The sequence below is a fragment of the Symbiobacterium ostreiconchae genome (assembly GCF_055396975.1).
In genome coordinates this window covers 2,272,502-2,289,648 of record NZ_AP042454.1, presented here as the reverse complement: position 1 = coordinate 2,289,648, position 17,147 = coordinate 2,272,502, and the positions used below count along the sequence as shown (strand labels likewise).

General features: G+C 70.2%; 12 protein-coding genes. 1 reads left to right on the top strand and 11 read right to left on the bottom strand.

Annotated elements, in window-relative coordinates:
- Positions 1–23: 23 nt before the first annotated feature.
- The 11 genes from ACZ5UM_RS11070 to ACZ5UM_RS11020 all read right to left on the bottom strand — a co-directional run bounded on the left by ACZ5UM_RS11070 (position 24) and on the right by ACZ5UM_RS11020 (position 15,657).
- On the bottom strand, positions 24–1,661 hold the full coding sequence (locus ACZ5UM_RS11070) for a UDP-N-acetylmuramoyl-tripeptide--D-alanyl-D-alanine ligase (protein ID WP_464844168.1): 1,638 nt from the start codon (positions 1,659–1,661) through the stop codon (positions 24–26).
- Entirely contained in the window at positions 1,658–3,151 is a 1,494-nt protein-coding gene (locus ACZ5UM_RS11065; RefSeq protein WP_464844166.1) for a UDP-N-acetylmuramoyl-L-alanyl-D-glutamate--2,6-diaminopimelate ligase, read from the bottom strand. The genes ACZ5UM_RS11070 and ACZ5UM_RS11065 overlap by 4 nt, the downstream gene beginning before the upstream one ends.
- Positions 3,152–3,245: 94 nt before the next feature.
- A complete protein-coding gene (locus ACZ5UM_RS11060; protein WP_464844165.1) occupies positions 3,246–5,378 on the bottom strand; it encodes a peptidoglycan D,D-transpeptidase FtsI family protein in 2,133 nt (710 codons plus the stop codon).
- A gap of 765 nt (positions 5,379–6,143) precedes the next feature.
- Complete coding sequence (gene carB / locus ACZ5UM_RS11055) at positions 6,144–9,398, bottom strand: carbamoyl-phosphate synthase large subunit (RefSeq protein ID WP_464844163.1); 3,255 nt, start codon at positions 9,396–9,398, stop codon at positions 6,144–6,146.
- Positions 9,399–9,444: 46 nt separating this feature from the next.
- A complete protein-coding gene (locus tag ACZ5UM_RS11050; protein ID WP_464844162.1) occupies positions 9,445–10,554 on the bottom strand; it encodes a carbamoyl phosphate synthase small subunit in 1,110 nt (369 codons plus the stop codon).
- A 250-nt stretch (positions 10,555–10,804) separates the two neighbouring features.
- On the bottom strand, positions 10,805–11,341 hold the full coding sequence (locus ACZ5UM_RS11045) for a septum formation initiator family protein (protein ID WP_464844160.1): 537 nt from the start codon (positions 11,339–11,341) through the stop codon (positions 10,805–10,807).
- 1 nt (position 11,342) lies between these two features.
- Entirely contained in the window at positions 11,343–12,299 is a 957-nt protein-coding gene (gene rsmH, locus ACZ5UM_RS11040) for a 16S rRNA (cytosine(1402)-N(4))-methyltransferase RsmH (RefSeq protein WP_464844159.1), read from the bottom strand.
- A 59-nt stretch (positions 12,300–12,358) separates the two neighbouring features.
- Positions 12,359–12,781 (bottom strand): division/cell wall cluster transcriptional repressor MraZ, encoded by a 423-nt coding sequence (gene mraZ, locus ACZ5UM_RS11035; protein ID WP_464844157.1) that lies wholly within the window; start codon positions 12,779–12,781, stop codon positions 12,359–12,361.
- Positions 12,782–13,050: 269 nt separating this feature from the next.
- Positions 13,051–13,800: an ABC transporter permease gene (locus ACZ5UM_RS11030; protein WP_464844155.1), complete on the bottom strand. Its 750-nt coding sequence runs from the start codon at positions 13,798–13,800 to the stop codon at positions 13,051–13,053.
- A 28-nt stretch (positions 13,801–13,828) separates the two neighbouring features.
- The gene (locus ACZ5UM_RS11025) at positions 13,829–14,668 is read right to left on the bottom strand and encodes an ABC transporter permease (RefSeq protein ID WP_464844154.1); all 840 of its coding nucleotides are present in this window, start codon (positions 14,666–14,668) and stop codon (positions 13,829–13,831) included.
- A complete protein-coding gene (locus ACZ5UM_RS11020) occupies positions 14,665–15,657 on the bottom strand; it encodes an ABC transporter ATP-binding protein (RefSeq protein ID WP_464844153.1) in 993 nt (330 codons plus the stop codon). Before ACZ5UM_RS11020 ends, ACZ5UM_RS11025 begins: the two co-directional genes overlap by 4 nt.
- A gap of 233 nt (positions 15,658–15,890) precedes the next feature.
- Here ACZ5UM_RS11020 and ACZ5UM_RS11015 point away from each other — a divergent pair, with 233 nt between their 5' ends.
- Complete coding sequence (locus ACZ5UM_RS11015) at positions 15,891–17,144, top strand: Glu/Leu/Phe/Val family dehydrogenase (protein WP_464844151.1); 1,254 nt, start codon at positions 15,891–15,893, stop codon at positions 17,142–17,144.
- Positions 17,145–17,147: the final 3 nt, after the last annotated feature.

The following is a 17,147-nucleotide window of genomic DNA, read 5'->3' as shown; positions in this document are numbered from 1 at the left end:
TGTTCTGCAGCAGAAGCTCCGGGTTACGGCTGCGGCCGGTCCAGGTGTGCTGCGAGCGCCTGTACGATCTCCTCCATCTTCATGCCGCGGGAGCCTTTCACAAGCACCGTGTCACCGGGGCGGAGCCGCGCCTTCAGGCGGGCCACCGCCTCGCCGTTGCCGGGCACCTCCGCCACCTCCCGGAGCCGTACGCCCCCGCCACCGTCTGCGCCACCGCCGGCGCCTCCGCCGGCCTGCGCGGCGCTCCCGCCGGCCAGCGCCTCCCGTGCACCGGCGGCGATGTGGCGGCCCAGGCCGCCGACGGCGATCAGTTCGTCGGCCAGCCGCGCAGCCGCGGCCCCCACCTGCCGGTGCCCTTCGACCTCCATGGCGCCCAGCTCGTACATGTCGCCCAGCACGGCTATGCAGCGGCCATCCGGACCGGCGAAGCTGCGCAGCACCTCCAGCGCGGCGATCACGGAGGCGGGCGCGGCGTTGTACGTGTCATCGAGGATGCGCACGCCGCCGGCCTCCACCAGGCGCATGCGGCTGCCGGCGTTCCGGAAGCGGGCGAGTCCCCGGGCCACCGCTTCCAGATCCATGCCCAGCGAAAGCCCCACGGCCGCGGCGGCCAGCGCGTTGAGCAGGTTGTGGCGCCCCGGCGCCGGCAGGTGGACCTCGGCCTCGCCCAGGTGGCAGACCAGCCGGAACCGCTGGCCCATCGGCCCTTCGGGGCGCACGTCGGCGGCGGTCACCCATCCGGCGGTGCGGCCGTCAGGCGCAACGCCACCTGCCTGCGTGCCGCCGGCCATCCCTCCGGTGCTGCCCCCTGCAGGCGCACCCGCTCCGGCCGGCACGCCAGTGGCTGCCCGCGGCGCCGCCCCATGCTGCGCCCCCTCAGCCCCGGAGCCCGCCTCCGCGTGCGCGGCGGCCGCCTCCCGGGCCGTCAGGCCGTAGTACCAGACCCGGGCCGGCGTGACCGCCGCCATCGCCCGCACCCGGGGGTCGTCCGCGTTCAGCACGGCGTGGCCGTCCGGCGGCAGGGCCCTCACCAGTTCGGACTTGGCGAGGGCGATGTTCTCCTGCGTGCCCAGAAGCTCCAGGTGGGTGATGCCGACGTTGGTCACCACGCCCACCTGCGGCCGGGCGATGGAGGCCAGGTAGGCGATCTCGCCCAGGGCCCGCATGCCCATCTCCAGCACCGCCGCTTCGTGTTCGGCGGTGAGGCCGGCCAGCGAGGCCGGCAGGCCCACCTCCGAGTTCAGGTTGCCCTCCGTCCGGAAGACCCGGAACCGCTCGCTGAGCACCGCCGCCACCATCTCCTTGGTGGTGGTCTTGCCCACCGACCCGGTGACGCCCACGACCCTGAGGTGCGGAAAGCGGCTGCGCAGCGCAAGGCCGAGCCACCCGAGGCCCAGCAGCGGGTCCGGGCAGACCACGACGGCCGCCTCGCCCGCGGCCACCGGACGGGCCGCCAGGATGCACGCCGCCCCTCTGGCGGCGGCTGCGCCGGCGAAGTCGTGCCCGTCCGCCCGTTCGCCCGCGAGGCAGACGAAGCAGTCCCCCGGCTTCACCAGCCGGCTGTCCCAGGCCAGGCCTGTCACCCGCGCCGCCGGGTCCCCGGAGGCCACGCGGCCGCCGGTGAGCTCGGCGATCTCGGCGGCGGTAAACAGATGTGTCAACTCGATCCGCCCTTTCCGACACGCGCCTCGATCAACGAGCGGGCCACCGCCCGGTCGTCGAAGGGGATGGTGCGGTCCTTGAAGATCTGGTACGTCTCGTGCCCCTTGCCGGCGATGACGACGACGTCGTCGGGCCCGGCCATGGTCACCGCCCGGCGGATGGCCTCCGTCCGGTCGATAGCCACCTCGTAGGTGTGGCCGGGGAGCAGTCCGTCGACCAGGCCGGCCTCAATCTGTTCGACGATGCGGACCGGGTCCTCGCTCCGCGGGTTGTCGGAGGTGATGATGGTGTGGTGCGCCAGACACCCGGCGATGCGCCCCATGACGGGCCGCTTGGTGGGGTCGCGGTCGCCGCCGCAGCCGAAGACCACGATCAGCCGGCCGCGGGTGAAGGCCCGGGCCGTGCGCAGCACGTTCTCCAGCGAGTCCGGGGAGTGGGCGTAGTCGACGAAGACCCCGAAGGGCTGCCCGGCCCGGACCGGCTGCAGCCGGCCCGGCACGCCCTCCTCCGCCTCCAGGGCGGCGCGGATCACCTCGAGATCGACGCCCTCGGCCACGCCGGCCGCGGCCGCGGCCAGGGCGTTGTACACGTTGAACCGCCCGACCAGCCGCAGCTGAACCTGCACCTCCCCCTGGGGGGTGCAGAGACGGAACCGGGTGCCGGAAGGGCTCAGGTCCAGGTCCGCGCCCCGCACCATCGCACCGGGGCGGAGGCCGTAGGTGTAGACCGGCACCTCGGTGGCCGCCCGGTAGTATTCGCTGGCCGGGTCGTCCGCGTTGAGGACGGCGGCCTTCCGGGGCTTGTAGCCGGGACGGCTGAGCAGGCGGAAAAGCCGGGCCTTGGCCTCCCGGTAGCGGCTGAACGTGCCGTGGTAGTCCAGATGATCCTGGGTCAGATTCGTAAATATCCCAAGGTCAAACTCTACATCATCAACACGGTTCATGTCGAGTCCTTCAGAGGAGGCTTCCATCACCACATACGTACAGCCAGCTTCGGCCATCTGGTGGAACAGGCGCTGGAGGTCGGAGGCCTGGGGCGTCGTCAGGCTGGCCGGCCGCCGCTCCCCGGGCATGAGCGTGTGCACCGTGCCGGTCAGCCCCACCCGGTGGCCCTGCCGCTCCAGCACGGCCTTGATCAGGTGGGTCGTGGTGGTCTTGCCGTTGGTCCCGGTCACGCCCACCACCCGCAGCCGGCGGGAGGGGTGGCGCCAGAACCGGGCGGCCAGCCGGCCCAGGGCGACCCGGGCCGACTCGGTCTGGATGACCGCCACCCGGTCCGGCGCCGCAACCGGCCGTTCCACCACCAGAGCCGCGGCGCCCCGCTGCACCGCCTCGCCCGCGAAGTCGTGGCCATCGACGTTCCGCCCGGGCAGGGCGACGAACAGCGCGCCGGGCGTCACCTGCCGTGAGTCGTAGACCACGTCGGTGACCTCGGCCTCCGGGTCGCCCTGCAGGAGCCGGCCCACAACCAGGCAATCCTTCACCCGCATCGTGCAATCCGCCTCGCTTTGCCGGAGGTTGCACTTCTGTTGCCATTATTTCCACATAATAGTAGCCGAATACCTCCCTCATTTCTGCACTTTCCTACGAATTTAGCGACTCTTTTGTTCTGGTAATTTGAGGAACACCTTCACGGGCGTGCCGTTGGGGACCCGGGTCCCGGCCGGCGGATCCTGTCTGTAGACCGCCCCCCGCCCCTCGGCCTCCATCAGCAGGCCCCGCTCGGCTAGAGCGCGCCGCCGCCTCGCGCAGCGTCAGGCCGGAGAGCGCCGGCACCGTCACCTGGCGCGTCCCGGGCCCGGGCGGCGTCAGGTTGGCCGCGATCTCACCGCCCTTGTAGGCGGTGGCCCCCGGCAGGGGGAACTGGCTCACCACGTAGGTGCCCTGTCCGGTGAAGGAGACGGTGAAGCCCGCCTCCCGGGCGACCTGCTCGGCCTCCGGCACCGGCAGGTTCACCAGCGGGGGCACCAGGGCCGGCTCGGGCTCCCGGGGCGGCTCCGGCTCCCAGGGATCCCGCTTGCGGGGCGGCGCCGCCGGCGACTTGGGGGCCTCCAGGTAGGCCAGCACGGAGCCCATGACCTCGCCGAAGATCGGCGCGGCGATCTGGCCGCCGTAGTAGGCCCCTACAGGTTCGTCGATGGAGATCAGCACGGCGACCTGGGGGTCGGGGTAGGGGGCGAAGCCGACGAAGGAGGCGATGTACTTGCCCTGGGCGATGCGGCCGTCGATCACCTTGTTGGCGGTGCCCGTCTTGCCGCCCACCTGGTAGCCGGCCACCCGGGCGTTCTTGCCGGTGCCGTTCTCCACGACCCCGACCATCAGCTCCTGCACGTAGCGGGCCACCTCGGGGGAGACCACCTGGCGCACCTCCCGGGGCTGGATCTCCTTCACCAGGTTGCCCTCGTGGTCGTAGATGGCCTTGCCCAGGTGGGGCCACATCAGCTTGCCGTCGTTGGCGATGGCGGCGATGGCGGTGAGCATCTGGATCGGGGTGACGGTGAGCGTCTGGCCGTAGGCCTGCACCGCCAGGTCGATGGCGGTCGCCGCCTTCTTCGGCCGGTACTGCCCCGTGGCCTCGCCGGGCAGGTCGATGCCGGTGGGACGGTCCAGGCCGAACCGGGCGTGGTACTCGTAGAACCGGTCGGCCCCGAGCCACATGCCGAGGGTGCCGAAGCCGACGTTGGACGACTTGGCCATGATCTCGTCGATGTGCACGCTGCCCAGGCCCTTCCGGTCCCAGTTGCAGATCGTCCAGCCCTCCACCGTCATGCAGCCGCTGTCGTTGAACACCGTGTTCCGGTCGATGACGCCGCTGTCCAGCGCTGCGGCGGCCGTGATGGGCTTGAAGATGGAGCCCGGGTTCAGCGCGTCGGCGACGGTGAAGATGCGCCGCAGCTTCGGGTCGGAGTTGCCGCCCAGCTCGGGGTCGTAGCGGGGCCACTGGGCCAGCGCCAGGATCTCGCCGGTCTTCACGTCCATCACGATGATGGTCGCCCGCTGGGCCCGGGTCTCCAGCACCGCCCGCTCCACGTCCCGCTCGATGATCCGCTGCAGGTTGACGTCGATGGTCGTCACCAGGTCGTGGCCCGGCTTGCCGTAGATCACGTGGCACTCGCCGTCCTCCATCGGCAGGCCCCGGGCGGTGTACTCGCACTGGATCTGGCCGTTCTGCCCCTGCAGGTACTCGTTGTAGGTCAGCTCCAGCCCCTCGATGCCCTGGTGGTCCAGGTTGGCGATGCCCAGCACGTGCACCGCCAGCTCTCCCTCGGGGTAGTAGCGGCACTTCTCCGGGGCCAGGCCGATGCCGGTGATCCCCAGGGCCTTCACCTGCCGGGCGACCTCGGGGTCCACCTTGCGCTTCAGCCACTCGAAGAAGGTATGGCGGCTCATCCGCCGCTCCAGCTCTTCCGGCTCCATGTTGAGCACCGGCGCCAGGGCCTGCGCCGCGGCCGCCTTGTTCTGGATGAGGATGGGCTCGGCGTACACCGACTCGCAGACCCGGTTGGTGAGCAGCGGGTAGCCGTTGCGGTCGAGGATCTGGCCCCGGTCGGCCTGGATCGGCACCGGGCGCATGCGGTAGCGGAACGCCTTGTCGGCGAAGAAGTCGCCGGCGGCGATCTGCAGGTAGACCATGCGGCCGATCAGGGCGGTGAAGACGAGGCCGAAGATGCCGATCAGGGCCACCGTGCGCCGCCGCTGCAGCACGCCTGTGTTCATTGCCTCCCGTTCCTCCCCCGGCCAGGCTTGGCCTCAGAGGAGTCTATGCGGCGGGTTGTCCGCGCAGAAGGCGAACCCTGCGGGCGGCCGGCCCCCCGTCCGTCGCACTTCGTCTCGCCCGCCCTATGCTTCATGCGTGAATCATCCGTACCGACTGCACGCTGCCCGTCCAACTGCGACAAACTTCCACTTCGCCTGCACAGCAAGTGGAAATCCGTCGCACTTCGTTTCGCCCGCCCTGTGCTTCATGCGTGAATCACCCGTACCGACTGCACGCCGCCCGGCCAACTGCGACAAACTTCCACTTCGCCTGCACAGCAAGTGGAAATCCGTCGCACTTCGTCGCGCCCGCCCTGTGCTTCATGCGTGAATCATCCCGACCGACTGCACGCCGCCCGGCCAACTGCGACAAACTTCCACTTCGCCTGCACAGCAAGTGGAAATCCGTCGCACTTCGTCTCGCCTGCCCTGTGCTTTATGCGTGAATCATCCCGACCGACTGCACGCCGCCCGGCCAACTGCGACAAACTTCCACTTCGCCTGCACAGCAAGTGGAAATCCGTCGCACCTGCCCCCACCGCCCAACGCTTCATGTGTTAACGACGCCGACCAGCTGCGTGCCGCCTGAAACAGATTAAGACCTTATAGACAGCAAAGCCCCGCCTCCAAGTCGGGAGGTGAGGCTCCGCCCCAAGAAGAGCAAAACCGCGGCCCGGGGCGAAAGCCTGCCGAACCACGGTTTCCTCCTATACACCTGCCAGGACGCTACGCCCAGTCCTGCACCGCCGAGATGCCGACCTCCTCCCCCTCCCGCAGCGAGGAGAGCACCGTCAGCACGGCCCGGGCGGTGTCCAGCGAGGTCAGCGTCGGCACGCCGTGCTCCACCGCCGTCCTGCGGATGATGAAGCCGTCCCGGTGGGCGTCGCGCCCGCGGGTGAGGGTGTTGATCACCAGGTCGATCTGCCCGGCCCGGATCAGGTCAGGGATGGCCGGCGCGCCCTGCGACACCTTGTTCACCCGCTCCACCGGGATGGCGCACGCCTCCAGGGCCCGGGCGGTGCCGGTGGTGGCGACGATGCGGTAGCCCAGGTCGCTGAACTGACGGGCGAGGCCCATCGCCTCGGCCTTGTCCCGGTCCGCGACGGTGAAGAGCACCGTCCCCCGGTGCGGCACCTTCACGCCCGAGGCCAGCAGCGCCTTGTAGAGCGCCCGGGGCAGGTCGGCGTCGACGCCCAGCACCTCGCCGGTGGACTTCATCTCCGGCGAGAGCCCCGTGTCCACCGAGGTCAGCTTCTGCCACGAGAAGACCGGCGCCTTCACCGCCACCCGCTCCGCCGGCTCGGGCCAGAGCCAGCCGGTGCCCTGCGGCGCAGAGAACGCCAGGGCGGCGCCGCACCGTCCCGGGTCGTATCCCAGGTCCTTCAGGCTGTGCCCGGCGATCACCTGCGTGGCCACCTTCGCCAGCTCCAGCCCGGTCACCTTGGTGAGGAAGGGCACCGTGCGGCTGGAGCGGGGGTTGACCTCGATCACGTAGATCTCGCCGCCGTGGATCACGTACTGGATGTTCACGAGCCCCTTCACCTGCAGCGCCAGGGCGAGCCTGGCGGAGTAGGCGACGATCCGCTCCCGCTCGCGGTGGGTGAGCGTGACGGTGGGGTAGACGGCGATGGAGTCGCCGGAGTGGACCCCGGCCCGCTCCAGGTGTTCCATGATCCCGGCGATGATCACCTGCTCGCCGTCGGCCACGCAGTCCACCTCCACCTCCTTGCCCAGGAAGTAGCGGTCCACCAGCACCGGCCGGTCGGACGAGACCGCGATCGCGTCCCGCATATAGGCCCTGAGCTCGTCCTCGTCGTGCACGATCTCCATCGCCCGGCCGCCGAGCACGAAGGACGGGCGCACCAGCACGGGATAGCCGACGCGGCCGGCCACGGCCGCGGCCTCCTCCACGGTGGTCGCCGTGCCGCCGGGAGGCCGGGGGATGTTCAGCTCGCTGAGGAGCCGGTCGAACCGCTCCCGGTCCTCCGCGCGGTCCATCTGGTCGATGTCGGTGCCCAGGACCCGGACGCCGGCCCGGCTCAGCGGCACCGCCAGGTTGATGGCCGTCTGCCCGCCGAACTGGCAGATGACGCCGTCGATCCCGCCCTCCTGCTCCACCACGTTCAGCACGTCCTCCAGCGTCAGCGGCTCGAAGTAGAGTCGGTCGGAGGTGTCGAAGTCGGTGGAGACGGTCTCGGGGTTGTTGTTGATGATGATGGACTGGATGCCCTCGTCCTTCAGCTGCCAGGCGGCGTGCACCGCCGAGTAGTCGAACTCAATCCCCTGGCCGATGCGGATCGGCCCCGAGCCCAGCACCACCGCCTTGCGCCCGGGCGGGCAGACCGCCTCGTTCTCCTCGTCGTAGCAGCTATAGTAGTAGGGCGTGGCCGCCTGGAACTCCGCGGCGCAGGTGTCCACCATCTTGAACACCGGCCGCACCCCCATCGCCAGCCGCCGCCGGCGCACCTCCAGCGGGTCGAGCCCCACGATGCGGCCGATGGCCGCGTCCGAGAAGCCCAGCTGCTTCGCGCGGCGCATCCGCGCCTCGGTCAGCGGCGCCCCGGCCAGCTCCCGCTCCATGGCCACGATGTCCTCGATGGCCCCGAGGAAAAACGGGTCGATGGCCGACAGGGCGTGGATCTCCGCCACGGTCATCCCCCGGCGGAGGGCCTCCGCGACCACCCAGAGCCGCTCGTCGTTGGGGGTCGCCAGCCGCGCGCGCAGCGTCTCGTCGTCCATCGCCTGCACGGTCGGGTGGAAGAGCCCGTCCCGCCCGGTCTCCAGCGACCGCACCGCCTTCAGCAGGGCGCCGGGGAAGGTGCGGTCGATGGCCATCACCTCGCCGGTCGCCTTCATCTGCGTGCCGAGGGTGCGGTCCGCGGTGGTGAACTTGTCGAAGGGGAACCGGGGGATCTTGATCACGCAGTAGTCCAGGGCCGGCTCGAAGGCGGCGTAGGTGGTGCCCGTCACCGGGTTGCGGATCTCGTCGAGCCGGAGCCCCGCCGCGACCTTGGCCGCCACCTTGGCAATGGGGTAGCCGGTGGCCTTGGAGGCCAGCGCGGAGGAGCGGCTGACCCGGGGGTTGACCTCGATCACCACGTACTCCTGGGAGCGGGGGTTCAGGGCGAACTGGATGTTGCAGCCCCCCTCGATCCCCAGCGCCCCGATGATCTTCAGCGCGGCGCTGCGGAGCATCTGGTGCTCCCGGTCGGTGAGCGTCTGCGACGGGGCGACCACGATGGAGTCGCCGGTGTGCACCCCCACCGGGTCGATGTTCTCCATGGTGCAGATGGTGATGGCGTTGCCCGCGCCGTCCCGCATCACCTCGTACTCGATCTCCTTCCAGCCCAGCAGCGACCGCTCGACGAGGCACTGGGTAACGGGCGAGAGCCTCAGCCCCCGGGTGACGATCTCCCGCATCTCCCCGGGGTTGTGGGCGATGCCGCCGCCGGTGCCGCCCAGGGTGTAGGCCGGCCGCACGATCAGCGGATAGCCCACCTCCGCGCCGAAGGCCAGGGCTGCCTCGGGGGTGGTGACGATGGTGGACTCGGGCACGGGCTCGCCGATCTCCTTCATCAGCGCCCGGAACTCGGCCCGGTCCTCGGCCCGGCGGATCGCCGCCAGCGGGGTGCCCAGGAGCTGCACGCCGTACCGCTCGAGGATCCCCGCCTCCTCCAGCTGCATGGCCATGTTGAGGCCCACCTGGCCGCCGAGGGTGGGCAGGAGCCCCTGGGGGCGCTCCCGGGCGATCACCCGCTCCACGAACTCCAGCGTGATGGGCTCGATGTAGACCCGGTCGGCCACGTGCCGGTCGGTCATGATGGTGGCCGGGTTGGAGTTGATGAGCACGACGGCAAGCCCTTCCTCCCGCAGGGCCTGGCAGGCCTGGGTGCCGGCGTAGTCGAACTCGGCCGCCTGGCCGATCACGATGGGGCCCGATCCGATCACGAGAACCTTTTCCACATCCTGGCGTCTGGGCATGCTGCATCCTCCTCGGGATGGGGCCTCGCCGGACCCCTTCATCTCCTTACGCAGTGCGGGTGACCACCGGGCCCCGGGTCATCAGGGCCAGGAAACGGTCGAACAGGCCGTCGTTCTCCTCGGGGCCGGCGCAGGCCTCCGGGCGGTACTGCGCGGTCAGAAGCGGCAGCCGCCGGTGCGCCAGCCCCTCCACGGTGCCGTCGTGAAGCGACACGGCGGTGACCTCCGCCTCGGGCGGCAGGCTCTCCGCCGCCACAGCCCAGCCGTGATTCTGGCGGGTGATGCGGATCCGGCCGGTGGCCAGCTCCTTCACGGGATGGTTGGCCCCCCGGTGGCCGTAGGGGAGCCTGTAGGTGCTGGCCCCCAGGGCGAGCGCGGCGATCTGGTGACCGAGGCCGATGCCGAGGACCGGCAGGTCCCCGCGCTCCAGCAGCGCCCGCACCGCCTCCGCCGCCTCCGGCAGGTCGGTGGGCGCGCCCGGACCGTCGGTGAGCACCACGCCGTCCGGCCCCAGGGCCAGGATCTCCCCGGCCGGGGCGGAGGCGGGCACCACCGTCACGTCGCAGCCGCGGGCCGTCAGCGCCTGCAGGATGTCCTCCCGGGCGCCGAAGTCCACGGCGACCACCCGCGGGCCGGGACCGGGGATCCGGTAGGCCGCCGCGGTGGAGACCCGGCGGGCGGCGCCCTCCATCCGGAACGCCCGGGCCATCTCCATCCAGGCCGCCACCTCGGCCGGCCCGGGCTCGGCGCCCTCCGTCACCGTGGCGATCACCCCGCGCAGGGGGCCCCGGCTGCGCAGGTGACGGGTGAGCGCCCGGGTGTCGATGCCCGCCAGAACCGGCACGCCGTGCGCCGCCAGAAAGGCAGAAAGGCTCCCGACGGCCTGCCAGTGGCTCGGCCGGTCGCAGAGCGCTTTCACAACAAGCCCCCTGATCCACGGCTGCCGGGACTCGCCGTCCCCGGCGGTGACGCCGCAATTGCCGATCAGGGGGTAGGTCATCACGACGATCTGGCCAAAACAGGACGGATCGGTCACGACCTCCTCGTAACCGGTCATGCCCGTGTTGAACACCACCTCGCCGGCCAGCACGGCCGGCGCGCCGAAGCCCGCGCCCACAAAGAGCGTCCCGTCCTCCAACACCAGATAGCCCTTCATATAACGGCACCCTCCTCGAGATGTGGGCGTCGCGGCACCCACTTAATCCGCGGTCGGGAGACCTTTGTCCTCCGGCATTATACTCTCCCGTTACCGGCGTATCAAGTGCGGCCCGCTGTCGCATAATTATAAACCGCATTCGCATGTTTATGCAATAGGGCAGCGGACGGGGCCGCGCGCGCACGCGAATGGGGCTGCCCCGCCGTCCGCAGAGCGGACGGCGGGGCAGCCCCAGGCTTGTGCCAGGACGCTAGCGCGCCGCGAACATGTTGAGCTGGTTCTGGAACTTCTCCAGCAGCGCCTGCCAGATCGTCGGCGCCGCCTCGGTGACCTCCGGCGCCGGGGCCTCCGCCGTGACGGCGGTGCGCGCCGCCACCGCCTCGGGCCGCCCCTCCAGCGTCTCGGCCACGCCGACGGGCGGCTGCATGCCGTGCTCCAGGGCCCACCGCTCCACTTCCTCCACGGAGGCGGCGTTGGCGATCATCGCCTCCAGGGCGTGGTTCTGCTCCTGCAGCTGGGCGATCTGCCGCTGGGCCTGCGCCGTGGCGGCCTCCACGCTCCGGATGGTCATCCGGGTCTGCACGACCGAGAAGGCGAGGAACATCAGCACCAGCCACGCGGCGACCAGGCCGAGCACCGCGGGCAGGTGGATCCGGCGGCGCGCCGGGCGCGGCACCGGCCTCGGCGCCTGCTGGGGGGCCTGCTGGGGCGCCTGCCTGGGGGCCGGCGCGGCCGACGCAGCGGACTGGACCTCGGAAACCCGGTTCCAATGCGGTGCAGCCGACATCTTACTTCGCCTCCTCGTCTGCCTGGAACTTGACAACGGCCCGGAGCGTCGCGCTCCGCGACCGGGGGTTTTCCTCGACCTCTCTCGCCGATGCCTTCACCGGCCTGCGGGTGACGGGCTCGGCCAGCGGCACCCGCCCGCACACGCAGACCGGGATGTCCGGCGGGCAGATGCAGGGCTTCGCCCACCGGGCGAAGGTCTGCTTGACGATGCGGTCCTCCAGCGAGTGGAAGGTGATGACCGCCAGCCGGCCGCCGGGCCGGAGCACTCTCAGCGCCCCTTCCAGCCCCCGCTCCAGGGCGCCGAGCTCGTCGTTGACGGCGATCCGGATGGCCTGGAAGGTGCGCCGGGCGGGATGGCCCCCCTCCCGCCTGGCGGCGGCGGGGATCGCGGCCTTGATGATCTCCACCAGCTGCCCCGTGGTCTCGATGGGGCGCTGGGCCCGGGCCCGGACAATGAACTGGGCGATGCGGCCCGCCCACCGCTCCTCGCCGTACTCCCGGATCACCCGGGCGATCTCACTTTCCTCCCACTCGTTCACCAGCACAGCGGCGCTCAGGGGCCGGGTGCGGTCCATGCGCATGTCCAGCGGGGCGTCGTGGTGGTAGCTGAAGCCCCGCTCGGCCTCATCGAACTGGTGGGAGGAGACGCCGATGTCCATCAGCACGCCGTCCGCGGCGCCAATGCCCAGCCGGGCCGCCACGTCGGCGATGTGTTCGAAGTTGGTCCGGACCAGCGTGACCCGGTCGCCGAATGGCGCCAGCCGGTCGCCTGCGGCCCGGAGGGCGTTTTCGTCCTGATCGAAGCCGATCAGCCAGCCGTCGGGAGCCGAACGGCGGAGGATCTCCGCCGCGTGGCCGCCGCCGCCGACCGTGCAGTCGATGTACGTGCCGCCCGGCCGGACGGCCAGGGCGTCCATGGTCTCGTGCAGGAGCACGGGGATATGGTGAAAGGCCACGGCAATCGCCTCTGCTTCCAGGTTCGCATCCCTGTACGGGTTCGGCCCGACGCCCGCGGTCAGAAGCCCAGCTTCTCCGCGATCTCGGTGTAGAGCTCGTCCGCCTCCTGACTGTACTCTGCCCACCGCTCCGCCGCCCAAATCTCCACCCGGTTCTCGACGCCGACGATGACGCAGTCCTTCACAATGCCGGCGTACTCCCGCAGGTTGGCGGGCAGCAGGATGCGGCCCTGCGGATCGAGCTCGCACTCCGTGGCGCCGGAGAAGAAGAGGCGGTTGAACGCCCGGGCGGCGCTGGTGCTCATCCCGAGCCCCCGGAGCTTCTGGCTCACGGCCTCGAACTCGGCCAGCGGGAAGACGAACAGGCAGCGGTCCAGCCCCTTCGTGGCAATAAAGCGCTCGCCCAGCCCGTCGCGCAGCCTGGCCGGGATGATGAGCCGCCCTTTTGCATCGATCGCGTGCTGGAACTCGCCCATGAACATGGTGGTCGTCCCCCGCTGCCGGGTGCCCTGCAGAAGCGCCGGCCGCATGGTGAAGGGGTGCGGAAGGGCACCGCCGGTTCAATGGGACAGCGCCCCACTTTTCACCACTCTTCACCACCATAGTACCACGAAATGGGCAAAAGACAAGGGTTTCCTGCAAAAAAGGGGGACCCGCCCCCCTGCGGGGGACGGGTCCCGAAGCGACGGTCCGGTCGTCTGGAGGCGGCCGGCGGGCATGGGGCCGGTTCCGCCTCAGGAGCGCAGCATCATCAGGTTGCCGGACTCGTAGCGGCGCAGGCCAGCCAGAGCATCTCCGTCCAGGAGAAGGACCGCACCAGTTCCACCGGCACGGTGGAGACGAAGGCCGCGGGCAGCACGGTGTACAGCAGCACGCGGACGCCGCCGTCGAAGAGGGTCGCCGGGTAGGTGGCGAAGTGGAGCAGGGCGTTGTGCACCTGGTCTGTCAGGGCTTCGGCGTTGCCGAGGAAGAACGTCAGCGAACCCACCAGGATGAGGAAACCCAGGAGCACCAGCGACGCCAGCACTGTCGCGGCGGCGAAGACCCCGGCCTGTTCCCAGGTGGGGCGCACCACCGCCAGCAGCACCACCGGCCCGAAGAGCAGGTCGCCCAGGTGGACCACCCGGATCTGGCTCACCAGCACGTGCAGCAGCACGTCCTTGGGCAGGGCCAGGAAGTAGTCCAGCTGCCCCTGCACGATCAGCTGCAGCAGCCGCCGCACGTTGCCCATCAGCCCCACCGCCAGGCCGTAGCTGGTGGAGGCTGCCGCCCAGAGCACCACCACGTCCTCCAGGGTCCACCCCCGGAGCACCGGGAACCGGGAAAAGTAGAGCGTCCAGAAGAGGACCCAGAGGGCGTTGTTGATGAACATCCCGAGCACCTGCGAGACGAGGGAGGCCCGGTACTCCAGCGCCGTCGCCAGGTTGGCCCGCATATAGGCGCCGATGAACGCCAGCTGCCTGGCGAAAGCGCCGCCGAACCCCGGTTGCCCGGCCGCCATCGGTCTTCGCCCTTCTTCCCCTGTCTGCCTAGCCGCCATTGACGTCCACTCTCCTCACCCCGAGCCGGTAGATGCCGACGCAGATACACCCGAAGACCACCAGCCACAGCGCCTGCTGGCGGAGCAGGGCCGCCGCCCCGCCCCACGAGAAGTGCACGAACAGCTCCGCCGGCCCGCCGATCAGGTGCCGGAAGGGCAGCCACGCAACCAGCCGCCGCATGGCCTCCGGGTAGAGGCCGACGGGGATCAGCATGCCGCCCAGGACCCACTTCAGCCGGTCGAGGAGCAGGTAGATCCCCACCACGTCCTCCACCCAGAAGGCCAGCAGCCCCGCGGCCGCGACGTAGAAGAAGTTCAGGGCGTGGGTCGTCAGGTAGAGGAGCAGCAGCAGCGGGGCGGCCTCCCAGCGGAACGGGATCGACCCCACCGTCAGCCAGGCCGTCGCGCCGCCGACCAGCAGCATGACCGCGAGCTTCACCAGGGCCTCGCCCAGGAAGGAGGCGTAGTGAAAGCCCAGGTAGGAATACGGCTTGGAGAGCCTGAGGGCCAGGTCGCCGTCCTTCACCTCCTGCGCCAGCACGGCGTGCACCCGGGGCAGCGAGAGGATGATCGCCTCGGTCGCCACCAGGTACCAGATCATCTCCGGGAGCGTGTAGCCGTCGATCACCGGGCCCTCCGCGGCGAAGGTGGCCCGCCAGAGCTGGACGAAGACGTACAGCACCACCACCAGGAAGAGGGTGGCCAGCAGCTGGTTCCACAGGTACGCCCAGCCGGACCGGACGGCGATCCGGCCGACCTCGGCGTACTTCATGACACGGCGGCGCACACGCCGCAGGGAACCGGCCGGCCTCGTGGAGCGACCGCTCATCCGGCCACCCCCTTCCCCTGGTAGATCGCCGCGATCACCTGCTCCATCGGCGGCATGGTGATGGCGATGTCCTGCACCGGGTAGGTGCGGAGCAGATGGCTCACCGTCGCCTCGATGGGGGAGAGCCGGGTGTCCACCGCGAGCCTCAGCCCGTAGGCGGTGGCCTTCAGCACCCGCACGCCCGGCAGGTTCAGCTCGCCGGCGAAGGGAGCGCCCAGCTTCAGGTCGATCTGCCGCTCCGGCATGTACTCCCGCTTCAGGGCGCCCACGGACCCGTCCAGGATGACCTGGCCCCGGTTGATGATCACCACCCGCCTGCACAGGTGCTCGATGTCGCCGGCGTCGTGGGAGGTGAGGAACACGGTCACCTGCTCTTCCCGGTTGGCCCGGCGGATGAGGTCGCGGATCGCCCCCTTGGCCACCGGATCCAGCCCGATGGTGGGCTCGTCCAGGAAGAGGATCTCGGGCCGGTGCAGGAGGCTGGCCGCGATCTCGCAGCGCATCCGCTGCCCCAGGCTCAGCTTCCGGGCGGGGGTGTGCATGATCTCCCCGAGCTCAAACAGCTCCACCAGTTCCGCCCGCCGCCTGCGGTAGGCCGCCCCGTCCAGCTCGTAGATGCGGGCCAGCAGGTTGAAGGTGTCGACCGGGGGCAGGTGCAGCCAGAGCTGCGATTTCTGGCCGAAGACCGACCCGATGCGGAAGGCCAGCCGCTGCCGGTCCTTCCAGGGGACGAGGCCGAGTACCTCGGCGTGCCCCGCCGTGGGGTGGAGGATGCCCGTGAGCATCTTGATCGTGGTGGACTTCCCGGCGCCGTTGGGGCCGATGAAGGCCAGCATCTCGCCCCGCTGCACCGTGAGGTCGATGCCCCTTACGGCCTCCACCTCCACCGTCTGCGGCCGGAGCGCCGCACGGAGGCGGGCCCAGGAGGATTCCGGCTTGCGGTGCACCCGGAAAATCTTGCGCAGCCCCTGTACAGCAATCACGTTCATACCGGAACCTCCTCCTCCCAGATTATTGGTTTGCTAGACGAAGAGACTGGCCCCAAGGTTCCAAGTTTGCATAATCCGATCGGTTGAAACCTCCCGTTTCCCGCACCGGACAAGCGTTTCGGGGTATGCAAAAATCGAGCGCGGCGGCGCCGCGCAAGCAGGACTGAAGCCGGTATTTGCGGAATACTGGCATGGGTGTCCGTTATGGAACGATTGAAGGGAGGATCTCGTACATGAATGGCCAGGAGTTCTTCCGAGCTACCCAGGAGACGATTCGTGCTGCAGTCGCCAGACTGGGTCACTCGGAGGGCGTCTACAAGATCCTGCGCAACCCCAGGCGTACCCTTGAAGTTCACATCGCAGTCACGATGCCCGACGGCTCCGTGGAGACCTTCCTGGGCTACCGTTCGCAGCATGCTGCCGTCTTCGGCCCGTACAAGGGCGGCATCCGGTTCCATCCCAGCGTGACCAAGGAAGAGGTCGAGGCGCTGGCCATGCTCATGACGCTGAAGAACGCCGTGCTCGGACTGCCCTATGGCGGCGCCAAGGGCGGCGTCATCTGCGACCCCCGTGCCCTGCCGCCCTCCGCGGTGGAGCAGATCGCACGGGGCTATGTGCGGGGACTCCGGGATATGATCGGTCCGAACACGGACATTCCCGCGCCCGATGTCAACACCGACTCGCGCATCATGGGCTGGATGCTCGATGAGTACCTGAAGTCCGTCACCGACCTCGACTTCTCGGTGTTCACCGGCAAGAGCCTCAACCTGGGCGGCATCGAGGGGCGGACCGGCGCCACCGGCCTGGGCATCGCCTACGTCACCCGGGAGGCCTGCAAGGTGCGGGGCGTGGAGCTGAAGGGCGCCCGGGTGGCCGTGCAGGGCTTCGGCAACGTGGGCCGCGGCGCGGCGCAGGCGATCACCGCGATGGGCGCGAAGGTCGTGGGCGTCACCGACATCACCGGCGGCGTCTACCGGGAGGACGGGCTCGACGTGGCCGCGCTGACGGACTACGTGAAGGCCCACGGCGGCGTGGCGGGCTTCCCGGGCGCCGAACCCCTCACCAACGAGCAGCTCTTCGCCCTGCCGGTCGATGTCCTGATCCCGGCGGCGCTGGAGGGGCAGATCACCGCGGAGGTGGCCGGGAAGATCCAGGCGCCCATCGTGGTGGAGGGCGCCAACGGCCCGACCACCCCGGAGGGGGCGAAGGTGCTGGCGGACCGGGGCATCATGCAGGTCCCGGACATCCTGGCCAACGGAGGCGGCGTGACCGTCTCCTACTTCGAGTGGGTTCAGGGCCAGCAGGGCGGCCTGCGCTGGTCGGCCCGGACCGTGCACCGCCGCCTGGACCGGTATATGACCGACGCGTTCAACGCCGTGCTCGCCTACAGCCAGCGGTACAACACGTCGATGCGGGAGGCCGCCTACCTCTACGCGGTCGACCGGCTGGCGACCGGCATGATCGAGCGCGGCTGGGTGCGCGGATAGGGG